The organism is Streptomyces sp. JL2001 (genome assembly GCF_050917515.1).
Lineage (GTDB): Bacteria > Actinomycetota > Actinomycetes > Streptomycetales > Streptomycetaceae > Streptomyces.
Genome location: NZ_CP169421.1, coordinates 577,894 through 592,857, shown reverse-complemented (window position 1 = coordinate 592,857; position 14,964 = coordinate 577,894). Strand labels below are relative to the sequence as shown.

12 protein-coding genes and 6 pseudogenes are annotated in these 14,964 nt (G+C 70.3%); 11 read left to right on the top strand and 7 right to left on the bottom strand.

Annotated elements, in window-relative coordinates:
- Positions 1–23: 23 nt before the first annotated feature.
- Positions 24–203, top strand: a pseudogene (locus ACE1OA_RS02750) (DUF1918 domain-containing protein); the annotation flags it as partial.
- Between the two features lie 175 nt (positions 204–378).
- Here ACE1OA_RS02750 and ACE1OA_RS02745 read toward each other — a convergent pair.
- Positions 379–2,811 (bottom strand): heavy metal translocating P-type ATPase, encoded by a 2,433-nt coding sequence (locus tag ACE1OA_RS02745; protein WP_432752168.1) that lies wholly within the window; start codon positions 2,809–2,811, stop codon positions 379–381.
- A 119-nt stretch (positions 2,812–2,930) separates the two neighbouring features.
- Positions 2,931–3,297, bottom strand: a pseudogene (locus tag ACE1OA_RS02740) (HSP18 transcriptional regulator); the annotation flags it as partial.
- A gap of 85 nt (positions 3,298–3,382) precedes the next feature.
- On the opposite strand from ACE1OA_RS02740, the gene ACE1OA_RS02735 reads away from it, so the two are divergent.
- The 5 genes and pseudogenes from ACE1OA_RS02735 to ACE1OA_RS02715 all read left to right on the top strand — a co-directional run bounded on the left by ACE1OA_RS02735 (position 3,383) and on the right by ACE1OA_RS02715 (position 6,447).
- Positions 3,383–3,778: a DUF2267 domain-containing protein gene (locus ACE1OA_RS02735; protein WP_432752167.1), complete on the top strand. Its 396-nt coding sequence runs from the start codon at positions 3,383–3,385 to the stop codon at positions 3,776–3,778.
- 58 nt (positions 3,779–3,836) lie between these two features.
- Positions 3,837–3,971, top strand: a pseudogene (locus ACE1OA_RS02730) (DUF2267 domain-containing protein); the annotation flags it as partial.
- A 476-nt stretch (positions 3,972–4,447) separates the two neighbouring features.
- Positions 4,448–4,867 (top strand): PEP/pyruvate-binding domain-containing protein, encoded by a 420-nt coding sequence (locus ACE1OA_RS02725; RefSeq protein WP_432752166.1) that lies wholly within the window; start codon positions 4,448–4,450, stop codon positions 4,865–4,867.
- 11 nt (positions 4,868–4,878) lie between these two features.
- On the top strand, positions 4,879–5,007 hold the full coding sequence (locus tag ACE1OA_RS02720; protein WP_384868887.1) for a PEP-utilizing enzyme: 129 nt from the start codon (positions 4,879–4,881) through the stop codon (positions 5,005–5,007).
- A gap of 960 nt (positions 5,008–5,967) precedes the next feature.
- A complete protein-coding gene (locus ACE1OA_RS02715) occupies positions 5,968–6,447 on the top strand; it encodes a diadenosine tetraphosphate hydrolase (RefSeq protein WP_384868892.1) in 480 nt (159 codons plus the stop codon).
- Positions 6,448–6,510: 63 nt separating this feature from the next.
- On the opposite strand, the gene ACE1OA_RS02710 is transcribed toward ACE1OA_RS02715, so the two are convergent.
- Positions 6,511–6,633, bottom strand: a complete 123-nt coding sequence (locus tag ACE1OA_RS02710; protein WP_432752165.1) for a hypothetical protein — start codon at positions 6,631–6,633, stop codon at positions 6,511–6,513.
- Positions 6,634–6,700: 67 nt separating this feature from the next.
- On the opposite strand from ACE1OA_RS02710, the gene ACE1OA_RS02705 reads away from it, so the two are divergent.
- Together ACE1OA_RS02705 and ACE1OA_RS02700 are read left to right on the top strand one after the other, a co-directional pair.
- Entirely contained in the window at positions 6,701–7,552 is an 852-nt protein-coding gene (locus tag ACE1OA_RS02705) for an IS5 family transposase (protein ID WP_432752164.1), read from the top strand.
- Positions 7,553–7,613: 61 nt separating this feature from the next.
- Positions 7,614–8,027, top strand: a pseudogene (locus ACE1OA_RS02700) (DUF5959 family protein); the annotation flags it as partial.
- Positions 8,028–8,680: 653 nt separating this feature from the next.
- Here the strand turns inward: ACE1OA_RS02700 and ACE1OA_RS02695 are convergent.
- Complete coding sequence (locus ACE1OA_RS02695; RefSeq protein WP_432752163.1) at positions 8,681–9,079, bottom strand: DUF302 domain-containing protein; 399 nt, start codon at positions 9,077–9,079, stop codon at positions 8,681–8,683.
- Positions 9,080–10,058: 979 nt separating this feature from the next.
- On the opposite strand from ACE1OA_RS02695, the pseudogene ACE1OA_RS02690 reads away from it, so the two are divergent.
- From ACE1OA_RS02690 to ACE1OA_RS02680, 3 genes and pseudogenes are all read left to right on the top strand, one after another.
- Positions 10,059–10,373 (top strand): annotated as a pseudogene (locus tag ACE1OA_RS02690) (DUF2267 domain-containing protein); the annotation flags it as partial.
- Positions 10,374–10,506: 133 nt separating this feature from the next.
- Positions 10,507–11,031, top strand: a complete 525-nt coding sequence (locus tag ACE1OA_RS02685) for a CBS domain-containing protein (RefSeq protein WP_432752162.1) — start codon at positions 10,507–10,509, stop codon at positions 11,029–11,031.
- A 33-nt stretch (positions 11,032–11,064) separates the two neighbouring features.
- Positions 11,065–12,655 (top strand): annotated as a pseudogene (locus ACE1OA_RS02680) (archease).
- Positions 12,656–12,674: 19 nt separating this feature from the next.
- Here the strand turns inward: ACE1OA_RS02680 and ACE1OA_RS02675 are convergent.
- The 3 genes from ACE1OA_RS02675 to ACE1OA_RS02665 all read right to left on the bottom strand — a co-directional run bounded on the left by ACE1OA_RS02675 (position 12,675) and on the right by ACE1OA_RS02665 (position 14,901).
- A complete protein-coding gene (locus tag ACE1OA_RS02675) occupies positions 12,675–13,133 on the bottom strand; it encodes a CBS domain-containing protein (RefSeq protein WP_384868916.1) in 459 nt (152 codons plus the stop codon).
- An 11-nt stretch (positions 13,134–13,144) separates the two neighbouring features.
- A complete protein-coding gene (locus tag ACE1OA_RS02670) occupies positions 13,145–13,339 on the bottom strand; it encodes a hypothetical protein (protein WP_384868919.1) in 195 nt (64 codons plus the stop codon).
- Between the two features lie 89 nt (positions 13,340–13,428).
- A complete protein-coding gene (locus ACE1OA_RS02665; RefSeq protein ID WP_432754026.1) occupies positions 13,429–14,901 on the bottom strand; it encodes an AAA family ATPase in 1,473 nt (490 codons plus the stop codon).
- Positions 14,902–14,964 lie beyond the last annotated feature (63 nt).

Below are 14,964 nucleotides of genomic sequence, written 5' to 3'. Positions count from 1 at the left end.
GCCAGGAGAAGCCCCGCGCCGGGTTGTGGGCCCGCGTCGGCGACCGGCTGATCGTGGGCGGTGCCACGGTCGGGGACGAGGGACGTGACGGTGAGATCGTCGCGCTGCACCACGCGGACGGCACTCCCCCCTTCGACGTCCGGTGGTCGGACACGGGCCGGGTCACTCTGGTGTTCCCGGGCCCGGACGCGCGGGTCCAGCATTTTCCGCCGCATGACACGAAGGCCGCTACGCGGTCGTGAACTCCGCGGCCGCGTCCACGACCCCGGGCACAGCCCGTGTCAGCCGAAGGGCTGCGGCTGCGTGCGGGGATCGTGACCGGCCACATCTGCCACCGTAGGACGCACCTGCGCGTGGGGCACCACGGCCTCGGCACGCTCACCCGCCATGGCCGTCGTCTCCGTCCCCGGAGACCGCAGGGACCGGGCCGGGCAGGCGGAGGCGCTTGAGGGCGAGGGCGTTGACGGCGACGATCACGCTGGATCCGGACATGGACAGGGCGGCGATCTCGGGGCGGAGGATCAGGCCCGTGGCGGGCTCGAAGACGCCGGCGGCGATGGGCAGGGCGATGGCGTTGTAGCCGATGGCCCAGCCGAGGTTCTGGCGCATCTTGCGCAGGGTGCCCCGGCCGATACGCAGGGCGGTGGGGACGTCCAGGGGGTCGGAGCGCATCAGGACGAGGTCGGCGGTCTCGATGGCGACGTCGGTGCCGGCGCCGATGGCGATCCCGAGGTCGGCCTGGGCGAGGGCGGGTGCATCGTTGACTCCGTCGCCGACCATGGCGACCTTGCGGCCTCCGCGCTGGAGTTCGGCGACGGTGGCTGCCTTGTCGCCGGGGAGGACCTCTGCGATGACGGTGTCGATGCCCAGGCGTTGTGCGATCCGCTCGGCGGTGGCCCGGTTGTCGCCGGTGAGCATGACGACCTCGACACCGAGTGCGTGGAGTTCGCGTACGGCGGCCGCGGAGGTCTCCCGCGGCGCGTCAGCGATGGCGATGAGCGCGGCGACCAGGCCGTCGACGGCGGCGACGACCACGGTACGGCCGGTGGCGGCCAGCTCGTCCCGCCGGACGGCGAGCGGACCGAGGTACACGCCCTCGCGTTCGGCCAGCCGGCGGTTGCCCACGGCGACCCGGTGGCCGTCCACCACCGCGGTCGCCCCGTGGCCGGGCACGTTCTCGAACTGACGGGCAAGCACCGGGCTCACGCCGCGCGAATCGGCGTAGCGTACGACCGCCTCGGCCAGCGGGTGCTCGGATTCCCGCTCGACCGCCGCGACCAGCCGCAGGACCTCGTCCTCGTGGCGGTCGGGTGCGATGATGATCTCGGTGACCTCCGGTTCGCCCTTGGTGAGGGTGCCGGTCTTGTCCATGACCACGGTCTGAATCCCGGCGGACGCTTCCAGAGCCATAGCATTCTTGAACAGGACCCCACGCTTGGCCCCCAGGCCGGTGCCGACCATGATCGCGGTGGGAGTGGCCAGGCCGAGCGCGTCGGGGCAGGTGATGACGACCACGGTGATCGCGAACAGCATCGCGCTGCTGAAGGGCCGGTCGGTGGCCAGCAGCCAGACGGCAAGCGTGAGTCCGCCGCCGACGAGGGCGACGAAGACCAGCCAGAACGCGGCACGGTCGGCGAGCCGCTGGCCGGGGGCCTTGGAGTTCTGAGCCTCCTGGACCAGCTTGACGATCTGGGCCAGCGCGGTGTCCGCACCCACCTTGGCCGCCCGTACCCGCAGCGTCCCGTTCGTATTGAGGGTGGCACCGACCACGGCGGCGCCCGGGGCCTTGTGCGCCGGCAGGCTCTCCCCGGTCACCGTCGACTCGTCGACCTCGCTCTCGCCGTCCTCCACGACCCCGTCCGCGGCGATCTTCGCCCCTGGGCGGACGAGCAGCAGGTCCCCGACGACCACCTCGGAGGTAGCGACTTCGACCGCTTCCCCGTCGCGCAGGACGAGCGCCTTGGGCGGGGCGAGGTCCAGCAGGGCACGTACGGCGTCGTTGGCGCCGCCGCGGGCGCGCATCTCGAACCAGTGGCCGAGCAGCACGAAGGAAGCCAGCACAGTGGCGGCCTCGTAGAACACCTCTCCGCCGCCCGTGAGGGTGATGACCAGGGAGTACAGCCAGCCCGCGCCGATGGCGACCGCGACCAGCACCATCATGTCCAGGGTCCGGGCGCGCAGGGCCCGGACGGCGCCGACGAAGAAGATCGAGCACGAGTAGAAGATCACCGGCAGGCTCAGCAAGAGCGCCCACACGTCCTGCCGGAGTCCGAACGGCACGGGTGCGTGCCATCCGAAGACCTCCTCGCCGATCGGGGACCAGACCACGATCGGAATCGAGAAGACCGCCGCGACGAGGAAGCGGTTGCGCATGTCGGCCACCATGGCTGCCATCGACATCCCCGCATGGCCACCGTGGCCCGCCTCCTCGTCGGGCGACGGCTCCCCGCTCTCCGGCACGTGCCCCGCGTGCGACGGCGGTACGACTTCGGCCGCTTCCACCACTCCGGGCGGATCCGGCTCGTCCATCGGGTCGCAGATGTGGGACGGCACCGACTGGCCCGTGCAGTGGTAGCCGCACTCGGTGACCCAGCCTCGCAGCTCGGCCAGGGAGGTCCGGCGGGGGTCGAAGACGACCGTGGCCGACTGCGCGACCGCGTTCACCTCGACGTCCAGCACACCCGCCCGGCGGCCCAGCACAGCAGCGACAGTGTTCTGCTGAGTGGCCCGGATCATGCCCCGCACGTCCAGGACCACCGTGCTGCGCTCCTTTCCCCCGTCGCGCGGCTCGGGCTTCCGCGGGTGCCGCATGCCCGTTCACCTCCCCGATCCGACAGCGGGTCCACTCGGCCAGGGCTCCTACCAGCAGCCTGTGGCCGTCGCGACCGCCGCGCAAGGGCAGAGCAGGCGCACGGAGAGCGGGCGGTGACTCACGTCAGGGCCGGGGCCACGCCGTATCGATTGCGGAGGTGGGGCCGGGTGTCGGCCGGCGGGCCCACGAGGCGGGCGGTGTCGTTGTCGGCGAGGGCCTGGTTCAGGTCGCGATGGCGCCCTCGGCGTCGGCAGGCAGGCCGGCCAGGGCGGTGATCTGGCCGGCGGGACGTCGCAGGTCGGCGGCGTTGTCGCGGGCCCAGGCGTCCACGCTGCGGTCGGCGGCGCGGGTATCGCGGGTGGCCTGGACGCGTTCCTCGCCCGTGCTCCTGCCTTCCCCGGCCGCAGACGCAGGTAGCGGCGTTCCGCGACCGGGCGGCTGGCGACTCCGAGAGGGCCTGCGAGGTCGGCCCAACCGGCAGCGGCAGGGGACGGGGAACGCGATCCCCCCTCCGGTACCCCCTCCTCCGCATTCCTCGCCGCTTTCGCCCCTCCATGGAGGTGACGTGAGATGTCGATGCGCCGGGAGTCGTTCCTGGCTCATGTCCAGGAACGTGGCGACTACCAGACCCAGGAGGAAGCCGAACGTGCGGCCCGCGTCGTCCTGGCCCTGCTGGGCGCACACCTGATCGGCACCGTGCGGGCCGAGCTCGCCCCCCGGCTCCCCGAGACCTGCGCCCTGATCCTGCTCAACCCCCTGCAGGCCGCGGAGCCGCTCTCCCCCGAACGCTTCGTCCGGGCCACCCCGGCCTGGATCGAAGGCGCCACCGAGAAAACGGCCCTGTGGGACATCGGAGCGGTCCTGTCCACCGTGGCCGCCGCAGCCGGAGACGTCCTCACCCGCGAAGCCCTGCTCCGGCTCCCGCCCGGCTACGACCTCCTCTTCGGTCAAACCCAGCCCACCTGACCGGCCGGCACCACCGGCCGGACACCGAACCAACGACGAGAGAGGCAACCGCAGCACCATGTACGACCAGCCTCGACCGCACCGGGCACAGCCCGCCATGACGTTCGAACGGATGCTGGAACGCGTGCGCTACGAAGGTGCCTACCCCACCCGCGAACGCGCCGAGGAAGCGCTTCGTCGCTCCGTGTCAGGTGGGAGTGCAGTCGGCGCCGGTGTGAGTGGCGTCCGGAGCGGACGTCACGGGCGCGGTGGCGTTCCCACTCGCTCGACGTCTTCCTCATCCGCGTCGCCGACGTCACTGGTACGGGGCGGGTAGCAGACGGTGGAGAGGGCGATGGCGGCTCACGCACGGCCTCGATGTCCTCCTCGCCTTCGGGCTCCTTGCCGAGCCAGATGCCGAGAGAGTCGACCTCGCTCACCGCTGCGCCGAGCGGCAGGATGGGGCTGTCCGTGGGCAGAGGCCACCGGCCGTTCGCGCAGAGCCGCTCGACGGCTTCCCCGAATGGAATGTCGCCCTGCCGCCCTGGCCTGCGCCGCGGGGGGAACGCCTGAGCCGTTCCGAGGTGACCGGCATCGTCTGTACGGCGGGAGGAGTGGCGGTGCTCCTCGTGGCGGCGCCTGCACTCTCCCTCGGCAACCTTGGCTGCGGCCGTATGCGACCGGGCGCCGATGACAGCGGCCCCGACCAGCTTCTCGACGCGTGCAGGTGCTGCCACGCGTCCCCTTTCACCGATCGCGCCATCGACTACCGGCAGCGTACGGGCGTCGACCACCACGGTCGCCCTGTCCGTCGGCGTCCGGTTCATGGTCCGCGCCGACCTCGCCGGCGCCGGAGTGATCTTCATCCTCGATCCCGAGGCCGACTTCCCTGACGTGATCGTGGTGAGTGCCGCCTGGGGCCTGGGCGAGACCGTCGTCAGCGGCGGGTGGACCCGACGAGTACATGGTCTTCAAGCCGAGCATGAAGGATCCAGCACCGGGCCCCATGATCGACGTCCGGATCGGCAACAAGCACATCAAGAGCGTGTAGGCGGACACCGGTCTGACCTGCCGACACCCTCGACAACGAGCGCGACCAGCGGTTCCTGAACGACATCGAGATGAAGCCGGCCGCCGCTATCGCCACCGACCACGGCGGACGCACCTCGCACGCCGCGGTCGTCGTCCGTGAGCTCGGTGTTCCCGCCGTCGCCGGCACCGGAGACGCCAGCCGCGTCCTGCGTGCGTGAGGTGACGGTCTCGTGCGCCGGGAGAGCGGGGCTGTGTCTGCGGCGGCCTACTCCCGTACGGAGTCGGAGACGGACCTGGAGACCCCGCCACCCCCCCCGTACACGGGTGACGAACCCGATGATCGGCCGGCGCGGGGCGAGCCGCTACTACGACGAGGGCTGTCGCGAGGGATTCGCCCTCTTATGCCGGGCGTCACGCCGAGTGCGCGAGACGGCGGGGCTGAGCGACGTCGTCGTCATGATCCCCTTCTGCCGCACGCTCGGCGAGGCGGACCCGGTTCTCGACGCGATGGCGCAGGAGAGGCTGGTGCGCGCGCCGCCGGAACGGTCTGCTGGTGTACGTCACGGCGGAGATTCCGGCCGACATCATCCTCGCCCAGGGCTTCGCGGAACAACGTCCCGGCGACGCCCCCGGCTAACTACCACTACCTGATGTCGCAGTCCGCGGATCCTGTTCTCGACGTGTACGGCATCGACTAGGCATCGGGTCTGTACGGCCCGCCCGGTTGACGTGCGAAGGGCTCCCGGGCGGGCTCCGCTCTCAGCGTGCAGGGAACCGACGGTGTTCGCACCTCAGCGCGAGGTCTCCCGTCGGGACAGGCCGAACGGAGTGCGAGCCCCGTCGAGATGACCCGCCTTGCTGAGCTGACACATCACTACTTGCTTCACGGACAGCGTGGTGTCGGCTGGCCACAGGGACGGCGTGCGCCAGAACGTCCGCCAGCTTGGACCGTGCTGGTGCGAGTTGCGGTACTCGTCGATCCAGCTCAAGGCCTGTTCTCGCCACTCAGCAGCGTCGGTCAGTTGGGCGGCCCGTTCCTGGACGCTCTTGCTGCCATTGATGGGAATCTTTGAGAACGGCCGGGGTCGCTCCTCGCCTCACTTCCTTGGTCTTTGAACTGTGTGAGGAGGATGGGGATCGAAGAGCGGTCCTTGATCACCGGAATGTAGGTTTTGGCCATGACTGGTGACTGGCGGATGGACCGGATCGGGACTGCGCTGAGAGGCGAGAACCCGACTGTGCTGCGTCGGCTCACGTCGGGGTTCGCGGTGATCGGGGACGTTCAGTTCCTGCCTGGCTACTCGGTTCTGCTCGTGGATGAGCCGGATGTGCAGCGGCTGTCGGACCTGCCGAGGGCGAAGCGGCTGTCGTTCCTGTCTGACATGGACCAACTCGGCGAAGCGGTCGAGCGTGTCTGTCGGCGGCTGGACCCGGCCTTCCGGCGGGTCAACCTGGAGATCCTGGGGAACACGGACCCGTTCTTGCATGCGCATGTCTGGCCGCGGTTCGAGTGGGAGCCTGCCGATGTGGTGGGCAAGCCGGTGTGGCTCTATCCGTGTGAGCGGTGGAGCGACGAGAAGTCCAGGCTCGGTCCGCAGCATGACGTGCTGCGGGATGCGATCAGCGGCGAACTGGACCGCCTGCGCTCGGTGGTCTGACGCTTCGGGCCCGCCGACCGTCAGGTCGGCGGGCCCGGTGATCGGGTGACGGTCAGCCGAAGCTCATTGGAGACGTCTGAGCGGGGCGATGTCGGTGACGCGGTTGGTGACCGTGGGGCGGGCGGCTTCCTGGGTGGCGAGCAGGGCGACGATCTGGGGGCCGTAAGGGGCCGTCTTAGAGGGCATCTGATCTAGGTAGCTGGTGTTTGGGATGGTTTTGTGACTGTAGGCCGCAGTGCTCGTTGTCCGGGGCATGACCTCTCGACGGGCGTATCGCAGTGACGTCTCCGATGCCCGCTGGGCGTTGATCGAACCCGTGTTCACCGCCTGGCGAGACGCCCGCTCGGGGCCCGGGACAGCAGCGCGGGTGCATGAGTTGAGAGAGATCGTGAACGCGATCCTCTACGTCAACCGCACCGGGATCCCGTGGGAGTACCTGCCACACGACTTCCCGCCGTTCAAGACCGTCTACGACTATTACGCCAAGTGGGAAGAGGACGGAACCACCGAGCAGGTCCACGACCTGTTGCGGGACAGGACCCGTCGGGCGAACGCCCGAAATGGGGAGCCGTCCGCCGCCGTGGTGGACGCGCAGAGTGTGAAGACCTCGGGCAATGTCGCCGAGGCCAGTCAGGGCATCGACGCCGGCAAGAAGATCAAAGGGCGCAAGCGCCACCTGATCACCGACACCCTCGGCCTGGTCCTGACCGTCCTCGTCACCGCCGCCTCCGTCCACGACTCCGCCGGCGGCAAGCAGGCACTGACCGAACTGGCGGCGACCCATCCGAGTGTGACCAAGGTGTGGGCCGACGGCGGCTACCAGACCAGCGTCATCCAGCACGGCGCCAGCCTCGGGATCGATGTGGAGGTAGTGCAGCGACCGAAAGAGAAGGGCTTCCAGCCGCTGCCCAAACGGTGGGTGATCGAGCGGACCTTCGGCTGGCTGATGCAGCACCGCCGCCTGGCACGTGACTACGAAGCCCTGCCGCAGAGATCCCGAACGATGATCCATTGGGCCATGGCTAACAAAATGAGCCGCGAAATAACCGGAGAATCCGCACCAACCTGGCGAATCGAAACGGACATGCCACCCACACCGGCGTGAACGTTGATCAGATGCCCTCTTAGAACTCCTAACGAAATGAGTTGGCGCAGGTCCGAACCTCATGCTCGCGGGAGGCGACTTGGAATCAGCAGTGCAGCTCAATCTGGCTCTGTTCTGTGATGACGAGGGCAACAGCGTTCGCATCACGGTGCTCGGCGCTCTGCAGAGTGTGGCTGGAGGGCTTGCCGCGGAGATTGTCGTTGACACGCCGTTCGTCGCCGGACGCGTGAATCTCTCGCTGTGGCGGTCACGGCTGACTTCGTGGGGCGAGGCCCTGGATCGTCTTGAGGCCGGCGAGGACATCGCCTGGTTGTACGTCCAGCGTGGACCGTCCATCTTCATCCACCTCAGCGGCGAGCGTGACTGTCCTGAGGTGGTGGTTGTAGACGATCTCGTCTCTATGGTGACCGTTCGGGTGCCGATGGACCTACCGGCCGGCTGGATCGCGACCCACCGGCGCCTGCTCGGCGCCGTACTCAGTGCCTGGGGTGCTCGACCGGAAGAGGCTGGTCGGCATCGTCTCCGCGTCGGACGTCAGCCGCACGGTCACGTGGCTGATGACGAGCGTCCACCGCGGCCGCGGTGGAGGCCGGGGTGCGTAATGCCCCTACGTCGGCGTGCAGAGGTCCGGCGAACGCATGCACTGTCCTGCCGATGGATCAGGAAACGCCGATCCTGCACGTGGGACGTCCGCCTCTGCGTGTCCGGACTCATGCGACCTAGGAGGCGATCACGGAAGAGCCGCAGGCAGTCCGGTCTGATTTGCGGCGGCCGCCTGCGCGGCCCTCCGGAGAGGACTTCCCGAGTCCTACTTCTTCCGCTTGGTGCCGCCACCTTCGCGGCGACAGCCGCGTGTCGCCGCGCTCGTCGACGTCGTCCGTCCCCGGGAGCATCGGCGCTTCTCGGGCGTGATCCGGCGCGAACACCTGGACCGCAAGGGGGCTGTGCTCTTCCGTCTGCTCGGCTGTCGTTACGGAGACCACCGGGACTGGGCGGCGGTCGAGGCATGGGCGGACGACATCGCAAGGCAGCTCACGGCCCTGCCCGCACGCGGCCCCGCAGACTGAAGGCCTCCCACGGCCGACCGGCCCTCGGGGGGGCAGGTCGGCCGGCACGGTGTTCGCCCGCTCACGCACCGCCTTCCGCGAGGGAGGCGAGTGCGGCGTCGAGGCGGCGGGTAGCCTCGTCCGCGACCGGGGTCATGGCGTCGACGCCGGTGAGAGCGACCATGGTGGAGGGGTCGATCGCCTGCACGACCACCTGGTCGCCGTCGGTGCGGACCACGACATTGCAGGGCAGGAGCAGCCCGACCGAGCGGTCGGCGTCCAGCGCCTGTCGGGCGAGCGGGGGATTGCACGCCCCGAGGATCAGGTAGGGCTCCATGTCGTGGTCGAGCTTCGCCTTGAGCGTGGCCTGGACGTCGATCTCGGTCAGGATGCCGAAGCCCTGCTCCGCCAGCGCACGGCGAACGGCCTCCACGGTCGCCTCGAAGGTCCCCGCCGGCTTGACGGTGCGGTCGTACGGCATTCTCTCCACCTCACTGTTCCGATGATGACGACCTCGTCGGCACGTATCCGGCCCCGGTCGTCGTGCTGCTATACGGGCGGCTCGGGCCGGGCCGCGACCAACAGCATGATGCCCTGACCGCACTCCTCCGGAGGCGAACCACCCCGGCGGTGGCAATGCGGTTCGCTCCGGCTCTTCTGTTCGCCCCCTGCCTGTACGCGGACTCGACAGGGGCGCTGTACATCGGTGGCGTACGGCGTGGTCCGGCGCTGCCGCTTTCGATGCGCCGGACCGCCGCCGCACGCCTTCCCCGCCGGCGGACCAGCGATGTGCGGGTCGCGGTTCACCTCCGCGAAACGATGATTCTCAGGACTGCTCATGCTGCGTCGTCGCGCCGATCCACTAGGCGGACCTGTCAGCCCCCGGGAAGGGCCGATCGGCCCGCTGCGTGAGCCGCCCAGGCCGTCGGAGCCCTCGCCGACCGTTTCGCGTCCGGATGCGTCTTCGGATCGCTGTCGTGGACGCCTTCGGCGCCGCGCTTGGCGACCAGCAGCGCATCGGCCGACAGCTCCAGGGATCGATGCACCGTTGCGTAGTCGGCCGTGACTTACGGCTGTCCGGTGCCTCCGGCCAGCAGCACGATCCGGCCGCGCCCCAGGTGCCGGTCCGTACGCAGCCGGATGAACGGCCCGGCGAAGCTCTGCATCGGGAGGGCCGTCATCACCCGCACGTCCGGTTCGCCGCGCGCGGTTCTCCCTCCCTGCACCGTGGGGTGACCCCGCCGTGTGCGGTACGGGCCACCGAGCACGGACCATCAGGAGGTCGTCCGTCCATAGGGACAGGCACAAGACCATGCTCGGGCGGCGCCACCCAGCCCCGCCTCGCCCACCGGCCCCGATGCACCCAGGCGCCTGCGCCGCCGTGTGGTGCTGCGGCTGCCGACCCGTTCCGGCCGCCATAGCATGGAGCCCGTAGGCAGGCAGAGGAAGGCCGCCGAGTTCGACCCGTGCTGCACACGCTCCGCGACCGACTCACCGGCGACGTGGCCGCCCACTTCGCCGCCCAGCTCCCCGACCTGTTGCGGGGCGCGTACTACGACGGCTGGGATCCCAGCACCGTACCGGTCAAGTACGACCGCGAAGGCTGCGTCTACCGCTCCGTCCAGGAGGTCAAGGTCACTGCCGAGGAAGTGCCCCGGATCGCTCCTGTCGTCACCGGCGTCGTACGCGAGCACGTCTCGCCCGGACACCTGGAGGCTGCACAGGAGCGACTCCCACACGACATCCAAGCAATTTTTCTCCAGCCGACCGGCTGATCGGTGCTGCGGGGTCGCGCCTGCTGGCATGGCGTCAACTGTGCGGAAGTCCGAACCGCTTGAACCCCACTCGGGGTGACTTGCCCGCCTCCGGGCGAGCCCTGCGGAGGCGGGCAGCCGCAGTCCGGCCCCTGTGACCGAGGAGGCGATCGTGGAAGAGCAGGAGGAGGTCCTGGCGCGGACGGTGGGCGCGGTGATGCGCTCCGCCGTGGTCACGGTCGACGTCGGTGAGACGGTGCTCGTGGCGTGGGAGCTGTTGGAACGGTCGGGGTGCCGTCGCCTTCCGGTGGTGCGTCCGGACGGTCGCTGTGCCGGTTTGCTGGAGAGGGCTGATGTGGCGGTCGCGTGTGGTGCTCCCGCCGTTTCGCTGTCGGAGGCGCGGGTGGATGAACTCCTTCGGGGCCACGGGCCGGTGCTCGTGCACGTGGAGCAGACCGTACGCCACGCGGTCGACATGATGACGTACACCGGCGCGGATGCCCTTCCGGTGCTGGCCGAGGACGGGCATCTTGCCGGGGTGCTGACGGCGGCCGACATCGTCGCGGCCCTGGCCGGTCACCCGGTGCGGGAGGAGCCGGCGGACCGGCGTCCCCAGGCCGGCACGGTGTTGCCCGGGCTGCCGCCCCGGCGGGGCTACCGTGGCACGGCCTTTCCCTGACTGCTGGACGCGACGCGCGAGGGAGACAGGCGCGTGAAGGGACCGGACCCCGCAGCTGGCCGCAGTGGGTTTCGCGATGTGCCGCATACGGCGGATTCCCGGGTGGAGGCACGGGCCCCCACCCGGGAGGAGTGCCTGGTGCAGGCCGTACGAGGCGTCTGCGCGTCATTCCCGGACTTGACGGGGGCGGCGGGAGTCCGCCGGCGGGACGTGGAAATACGGGCGGAGCGGGACGAGGACGTGCTGGTCGCGCTCTTGGACGAGGCCGTCTACCGGCTGGACACGGAGGGCGAGGTCCCGGTCGACGTGGAACTCGCCCCCGTCGACGGCGGCGTGAAGGGCGTCTTCCAGATGGCCGACGCCGGGTCGCTTCCGGTGACGGGTGCCGCCCCGAAGGCCGTCACGCTGCAGGGACCGGCGCTGAACCGGGGGCAGGACGGCTGGACCTGCTCGGTGACGCTCGACGTGTGGATGCGCACTCAGGGGCGGCGTCCGGGGCCGCCCGCGTGGCGCGAAGAGAAGGTGGCGGGCATGGACATCACCCTGGTCGAGGAGACCCCGTTCCGGTTCCGCATCGAGCGGCAGGTACCGATGCGCGTGCCCGGGGTCGTCTTCGCGACGCGGGAGCTGCTGCCGCAGGCGGCGGGGGACAAGGCTCTGGAACAGGTCGTGAACGTGGCGACGCTGCCGGGCATTGTCCGCGCGTCGTACGCCATGCCCGATGTGCACTGGGGGTACGGCTTCCCGATCGGCGGGGTGGCCGCCCCGGACATGGATGCCGACGGGGTGATCTCGCCCGGCGGCGTCGGCTTCGACATCTCGTGCGGCGTACGGCTGCTCGCCGCCGGCATCGACCGCGGCCCGCTGGCCCCACGGATGCGGCTCCTGAAGGTGTCCGTCATGATCCACTGCCGTTCACGCGGCCTGGGGCACCAGGTGTGCAGCGACCACGTCCATGCCATGGACCGGTCCCTGCGCTCCTTCGGCATCGAGCTGCCGGACCGGCAGTTGGCCTGCGCGCCCGCCGTCTCCACGCCGGGCAGCGCCTATCTGGGGGCGATGGCCGCCGCCAACTACGGACGCGCCAACCGCCAGTTGCTCACCGAGGCCGCGCGCCACGCCTTCACCGTCGTCGCAGGGGCGCGCCACGACCTCGTCCACGACGTCTCCCGCACCATGGCGAAGATCGAGACGCACGATGTGGACGGGGTACGGCGCCGGTTGTGCGTCCACCGCAAGGGTGCCACCCGGGCTCTGCCGCCCGGACACCCGGAGCTGCCGGACGACCTGGCGGAGGTGGGGCAGCCCGTGCTTGTGCCCGGCACCATGGGCACGGCCTCGTACGTGATGGCCGGCGTCGTCGGCAACGCCGCCTTCTGGTCCTCCGCCCACGGTGCCGGCAGCGTCTGGAGCCGCCACCGGGCGCTGCGCCGCGTCCGCGGCGAGCAACTGCACGAGGAGCTGGAATCGCACGGCATCGCTGTACGGCCGAAGCCGGCGTGCGCTTGCCGAGGAGGCGCCTGACGCCTCCAAGGACGTCGACACCGTGGCCGTCGCCACGGAGGGCGCGGGGCTCGCCCGGCTGGTCGCCCGGTTGGTACCGCTCGGGGTCGTCAAGGGATGAGCAACCAGGCGTCCCGCTGTCAGGCCCCGCGCGAGCGGGGGTCCGCGGAGGGCGGCCCGGGTGGTTCCTCCAGGACGCTCCAGGCGACCGGGCCCAGGAGGTCGGCCAACCGTTGGAAGACGTCGATGAGCATGTCGTCCACAGTCAGGACGCCCACGACCCGGTGACCGTCCAGGACGGGGAGGCGACGGAACCCGGACCTGCGGAAGGTTCGGTAGGCCACGTGGATGTCCTCGGTGACGTCAACCGTGATCACGGGCGAGGTCATCACCGAATCGATCATCTCGTCCGCGTCGAGACTTCTTGCGAGAGCGGCCAGCGCGAGGTCGCGGTCGGTGACGATGCCTCGGAGGGTGTCGCCCTCGGTGACGATCACGGAACCGACCCCGTACTCGGCCATCTCTCGGGCGACCTGTCTCAGCGGTGTCCTTGTGGGCACGGACACCGCCGGATGGCTCATCGCTTCGGAGACCTTCATCGGCCTGGTTCCTACAGTCCCTGGGACAGGAGCAGCTCGTGTGCCAGCCGGGCGCCGCGAGCCGCCTGCTTCTCCCTGTCGGTGTCCTCCGAGGGGATCTCCTCCAGCCCTTCCGCGAGCGCTTTGACGGCCTGAGCCAGGACCTGCACCTGGGCCTCCAGGGTGCGCAGCCTCCCGTGCTCGTTCGGGGTGATGTTCTCGGTCATGACGTCTCCTTCTTGCGGTGAACGGGAGCGGGCTCTCCCGGTCGATGGGGTGACTCGTGCTGGGTCGGTCCCATCGGTGTCTTCCGCTGCTAGCCCGGCTCCATGTAGGGGCGCCGGAAGACGAGGGGGCCGGTGTCGTGCGGGCGTACGGCTGTCAGCGCTCGGGAGACCGTGGCCTCCAGGGGACCGCTGGTGTCGATCACGACGGCTTCTGTCCACGGAGGCTCTCGCGCCGCGATGGCGGTGGCCACGTCGAGGTCGGCGTCGGACGGTCCGGCGGCGCGGTGTTCCAGGCGAGCCGCCGTCATCTCGTCCGGGACCCGGCAATGCAGGGCCACGAGGTCTGCGCTGGTGCGTTCAGCCACGCGCCGGGCGGCTTCGCGCTGTTCGGCGCTCGACCAGGTGGCGTCCAGGACGACGGACTCGCCGCGGGACAGCAGGGTGGCTGCGCGTTCCAGCAGGGCCGCGTAGGTCGTGGCGGTCCACTCGGGTGTGTACAGGCCCTCGCCGTAGGGGGCGGCAGCGGGCCGGTCCGCCGGGATGCCGGCGAGTTCCTTGCGGAGCCGGTCGCTGCTGAGCAGGGTGACGCCCAGACGATCGGCCAGCGCACCGGAGAGCGTGGACTTCCCGCTGCCGGGGAGTCCACCCACCAGAGTGAGTCCGATGGCGGAGGCGCGCAGGTGCCGCAGGGTCGACGTGATCAGCCGCCGTGCGGCGAGGTCGGCGTCGGGCGCGCCCTGGTGGGCCTGGATCAGGGAGACCTTGGCGCGGACGAAGGCGCGGTAGGCGACGTAGTGGTGCCGCAGAGAGGGGGGTGCGGGATCGCCGGAGTACTCGCTGTACCGGGCGAGGAAGAATGCCGCCTGCTCCGGGGCGTCGAGTTGTTCCAGGTCCATGGCGAGGAAGGCGGCGTCGTCGATACCGTCGACGAAGCGCAGCTGGTCGTCGAACTCCAGGCAGTCCAGGACGCGGGGGCCGTCGTCGAGGCAGAAGATGTCCTCGGCGAGCAGGTCGCCGTGGCCGTCGACGATCCGGCCCTGCTCGATGCGCATGTCGAACAACCGCTCACGTCCGGCGAGATAGCGGCGGACCAGCCGCTCGACCTCCTCCACACCCTCGGGCACGCGGCCTTCTCCGGCCATCGCACGGACCTGCGCGAAGCTCGCTTCCCAGCGTGAGGACAGGGCGCCCCGGGTGCCCTGCGCGTCCACCTCCGGCGTGTGGGGGGCGCTCGCATGGCGGGTGGCGAGCAGTCGGGCGACGGCCCGCAGGGCATCGTCGACAGCCGCGCCCTCCCGTACGAGCCGTGACAGGCAACGCTCGGCCGGCATGCGGCGCATCGCCACCAGCGGCTCGGGCGCCTCGGTGTCCGGGACCCGGATCTCGCCCACGCCCAGGTAGACGTCCGGGGCGAAGCGGCGGTTGAGAGCGACTTCCCGCTCGCACGCCTCCCGCCGGGCCTCCACGGTGGTGTAGTCCAGGAACTTCAGGTCGACCGGCTTCTTGAGCTTGTAGGCATGATCGCCGACGAACAGCACGACCGCGGTATGGGTCTCGCGCACCTCCGCCCGTGGGAGTACGCCGGGCTCAGAGGCGCCGGGCCGGAGCGTGGCAGTGTGCTCTTG

Bases quoted from the DNA above. Each gene is read 5' to 3' on its own strand.
- ACE1OA_RS02695 (WP_432752163.1), bottom strand. From the start codon at position 9,079: ATGCCGTACGACCGCACCGTCAAGCCGGCGGGGACCTTCGAGGCGACC.
- ACE1OA_RS02715 (WP_384868892.1), top strand. From the start codon at position 5,968: ATGACTGGTGACTGGCGGATGGACCGGATCGGGACTGCGCTGAGAGGC.
- ACE1OA_RS02725 (WP_432752166.1), top strand. From the start codon at position 4,448: ATGACAGCGGCCCCGACCAGCTTCTCGACGCGTGCAGGTGCTGCCACG.
- ACE1OA_RS02735 (WP_432752167.1), top strand. From the start codon at position 3,383: ATGTCGATGCGCCGGGAGTCGTTCCTGGCTCATGTCCAGGAACGTGGC.
- ACE1OA_RS02675 (WP_384868916.1), bottom strand. From the start codon at position 13,133: ATGAAGGTCTCCGAAGCGATGAGCCATCCGGCGGTGTCCGTGCCCACA.
- ACE1OA_RS02705 (WP_432752164.1), top strand. From the start codon at position 6,701: ATGACCTCTCGACGGGCGTATCGCAGTGACGTCTCCGATGCCCGCTGG.
- ACE1OA_RS02710 (WP_432752165.1), bottom strand. From the start codon at position 6,633: ATGCCCTCTAAGACGGCCCCTTACGGCCCCCAGATCGTCGCCCTGCTC.
- ACE1OA_RS02670 (WP_384868919.1), bottom strand. From the start codon at position 13,339: ATGACCGAGAACATCACCCCGAACGAGCACGGGAGGCTGCGCACCCTG.
- ACE1OA_RS02745 (WP_432752168.1), bottom strand. From the start codon at position 2,811: ATGCGGCACCCGCGGAAGCCCGAGCCGCGCGACGGGGGAAAGGAGCGC.
- ACE1OA_RS02720 (WP_384868887.1), top strand. From the start codon at position 4,879: ATGAAGCCGGCCGCCGCTATCGCCACCGACCACGGCGGACGCACCTCG.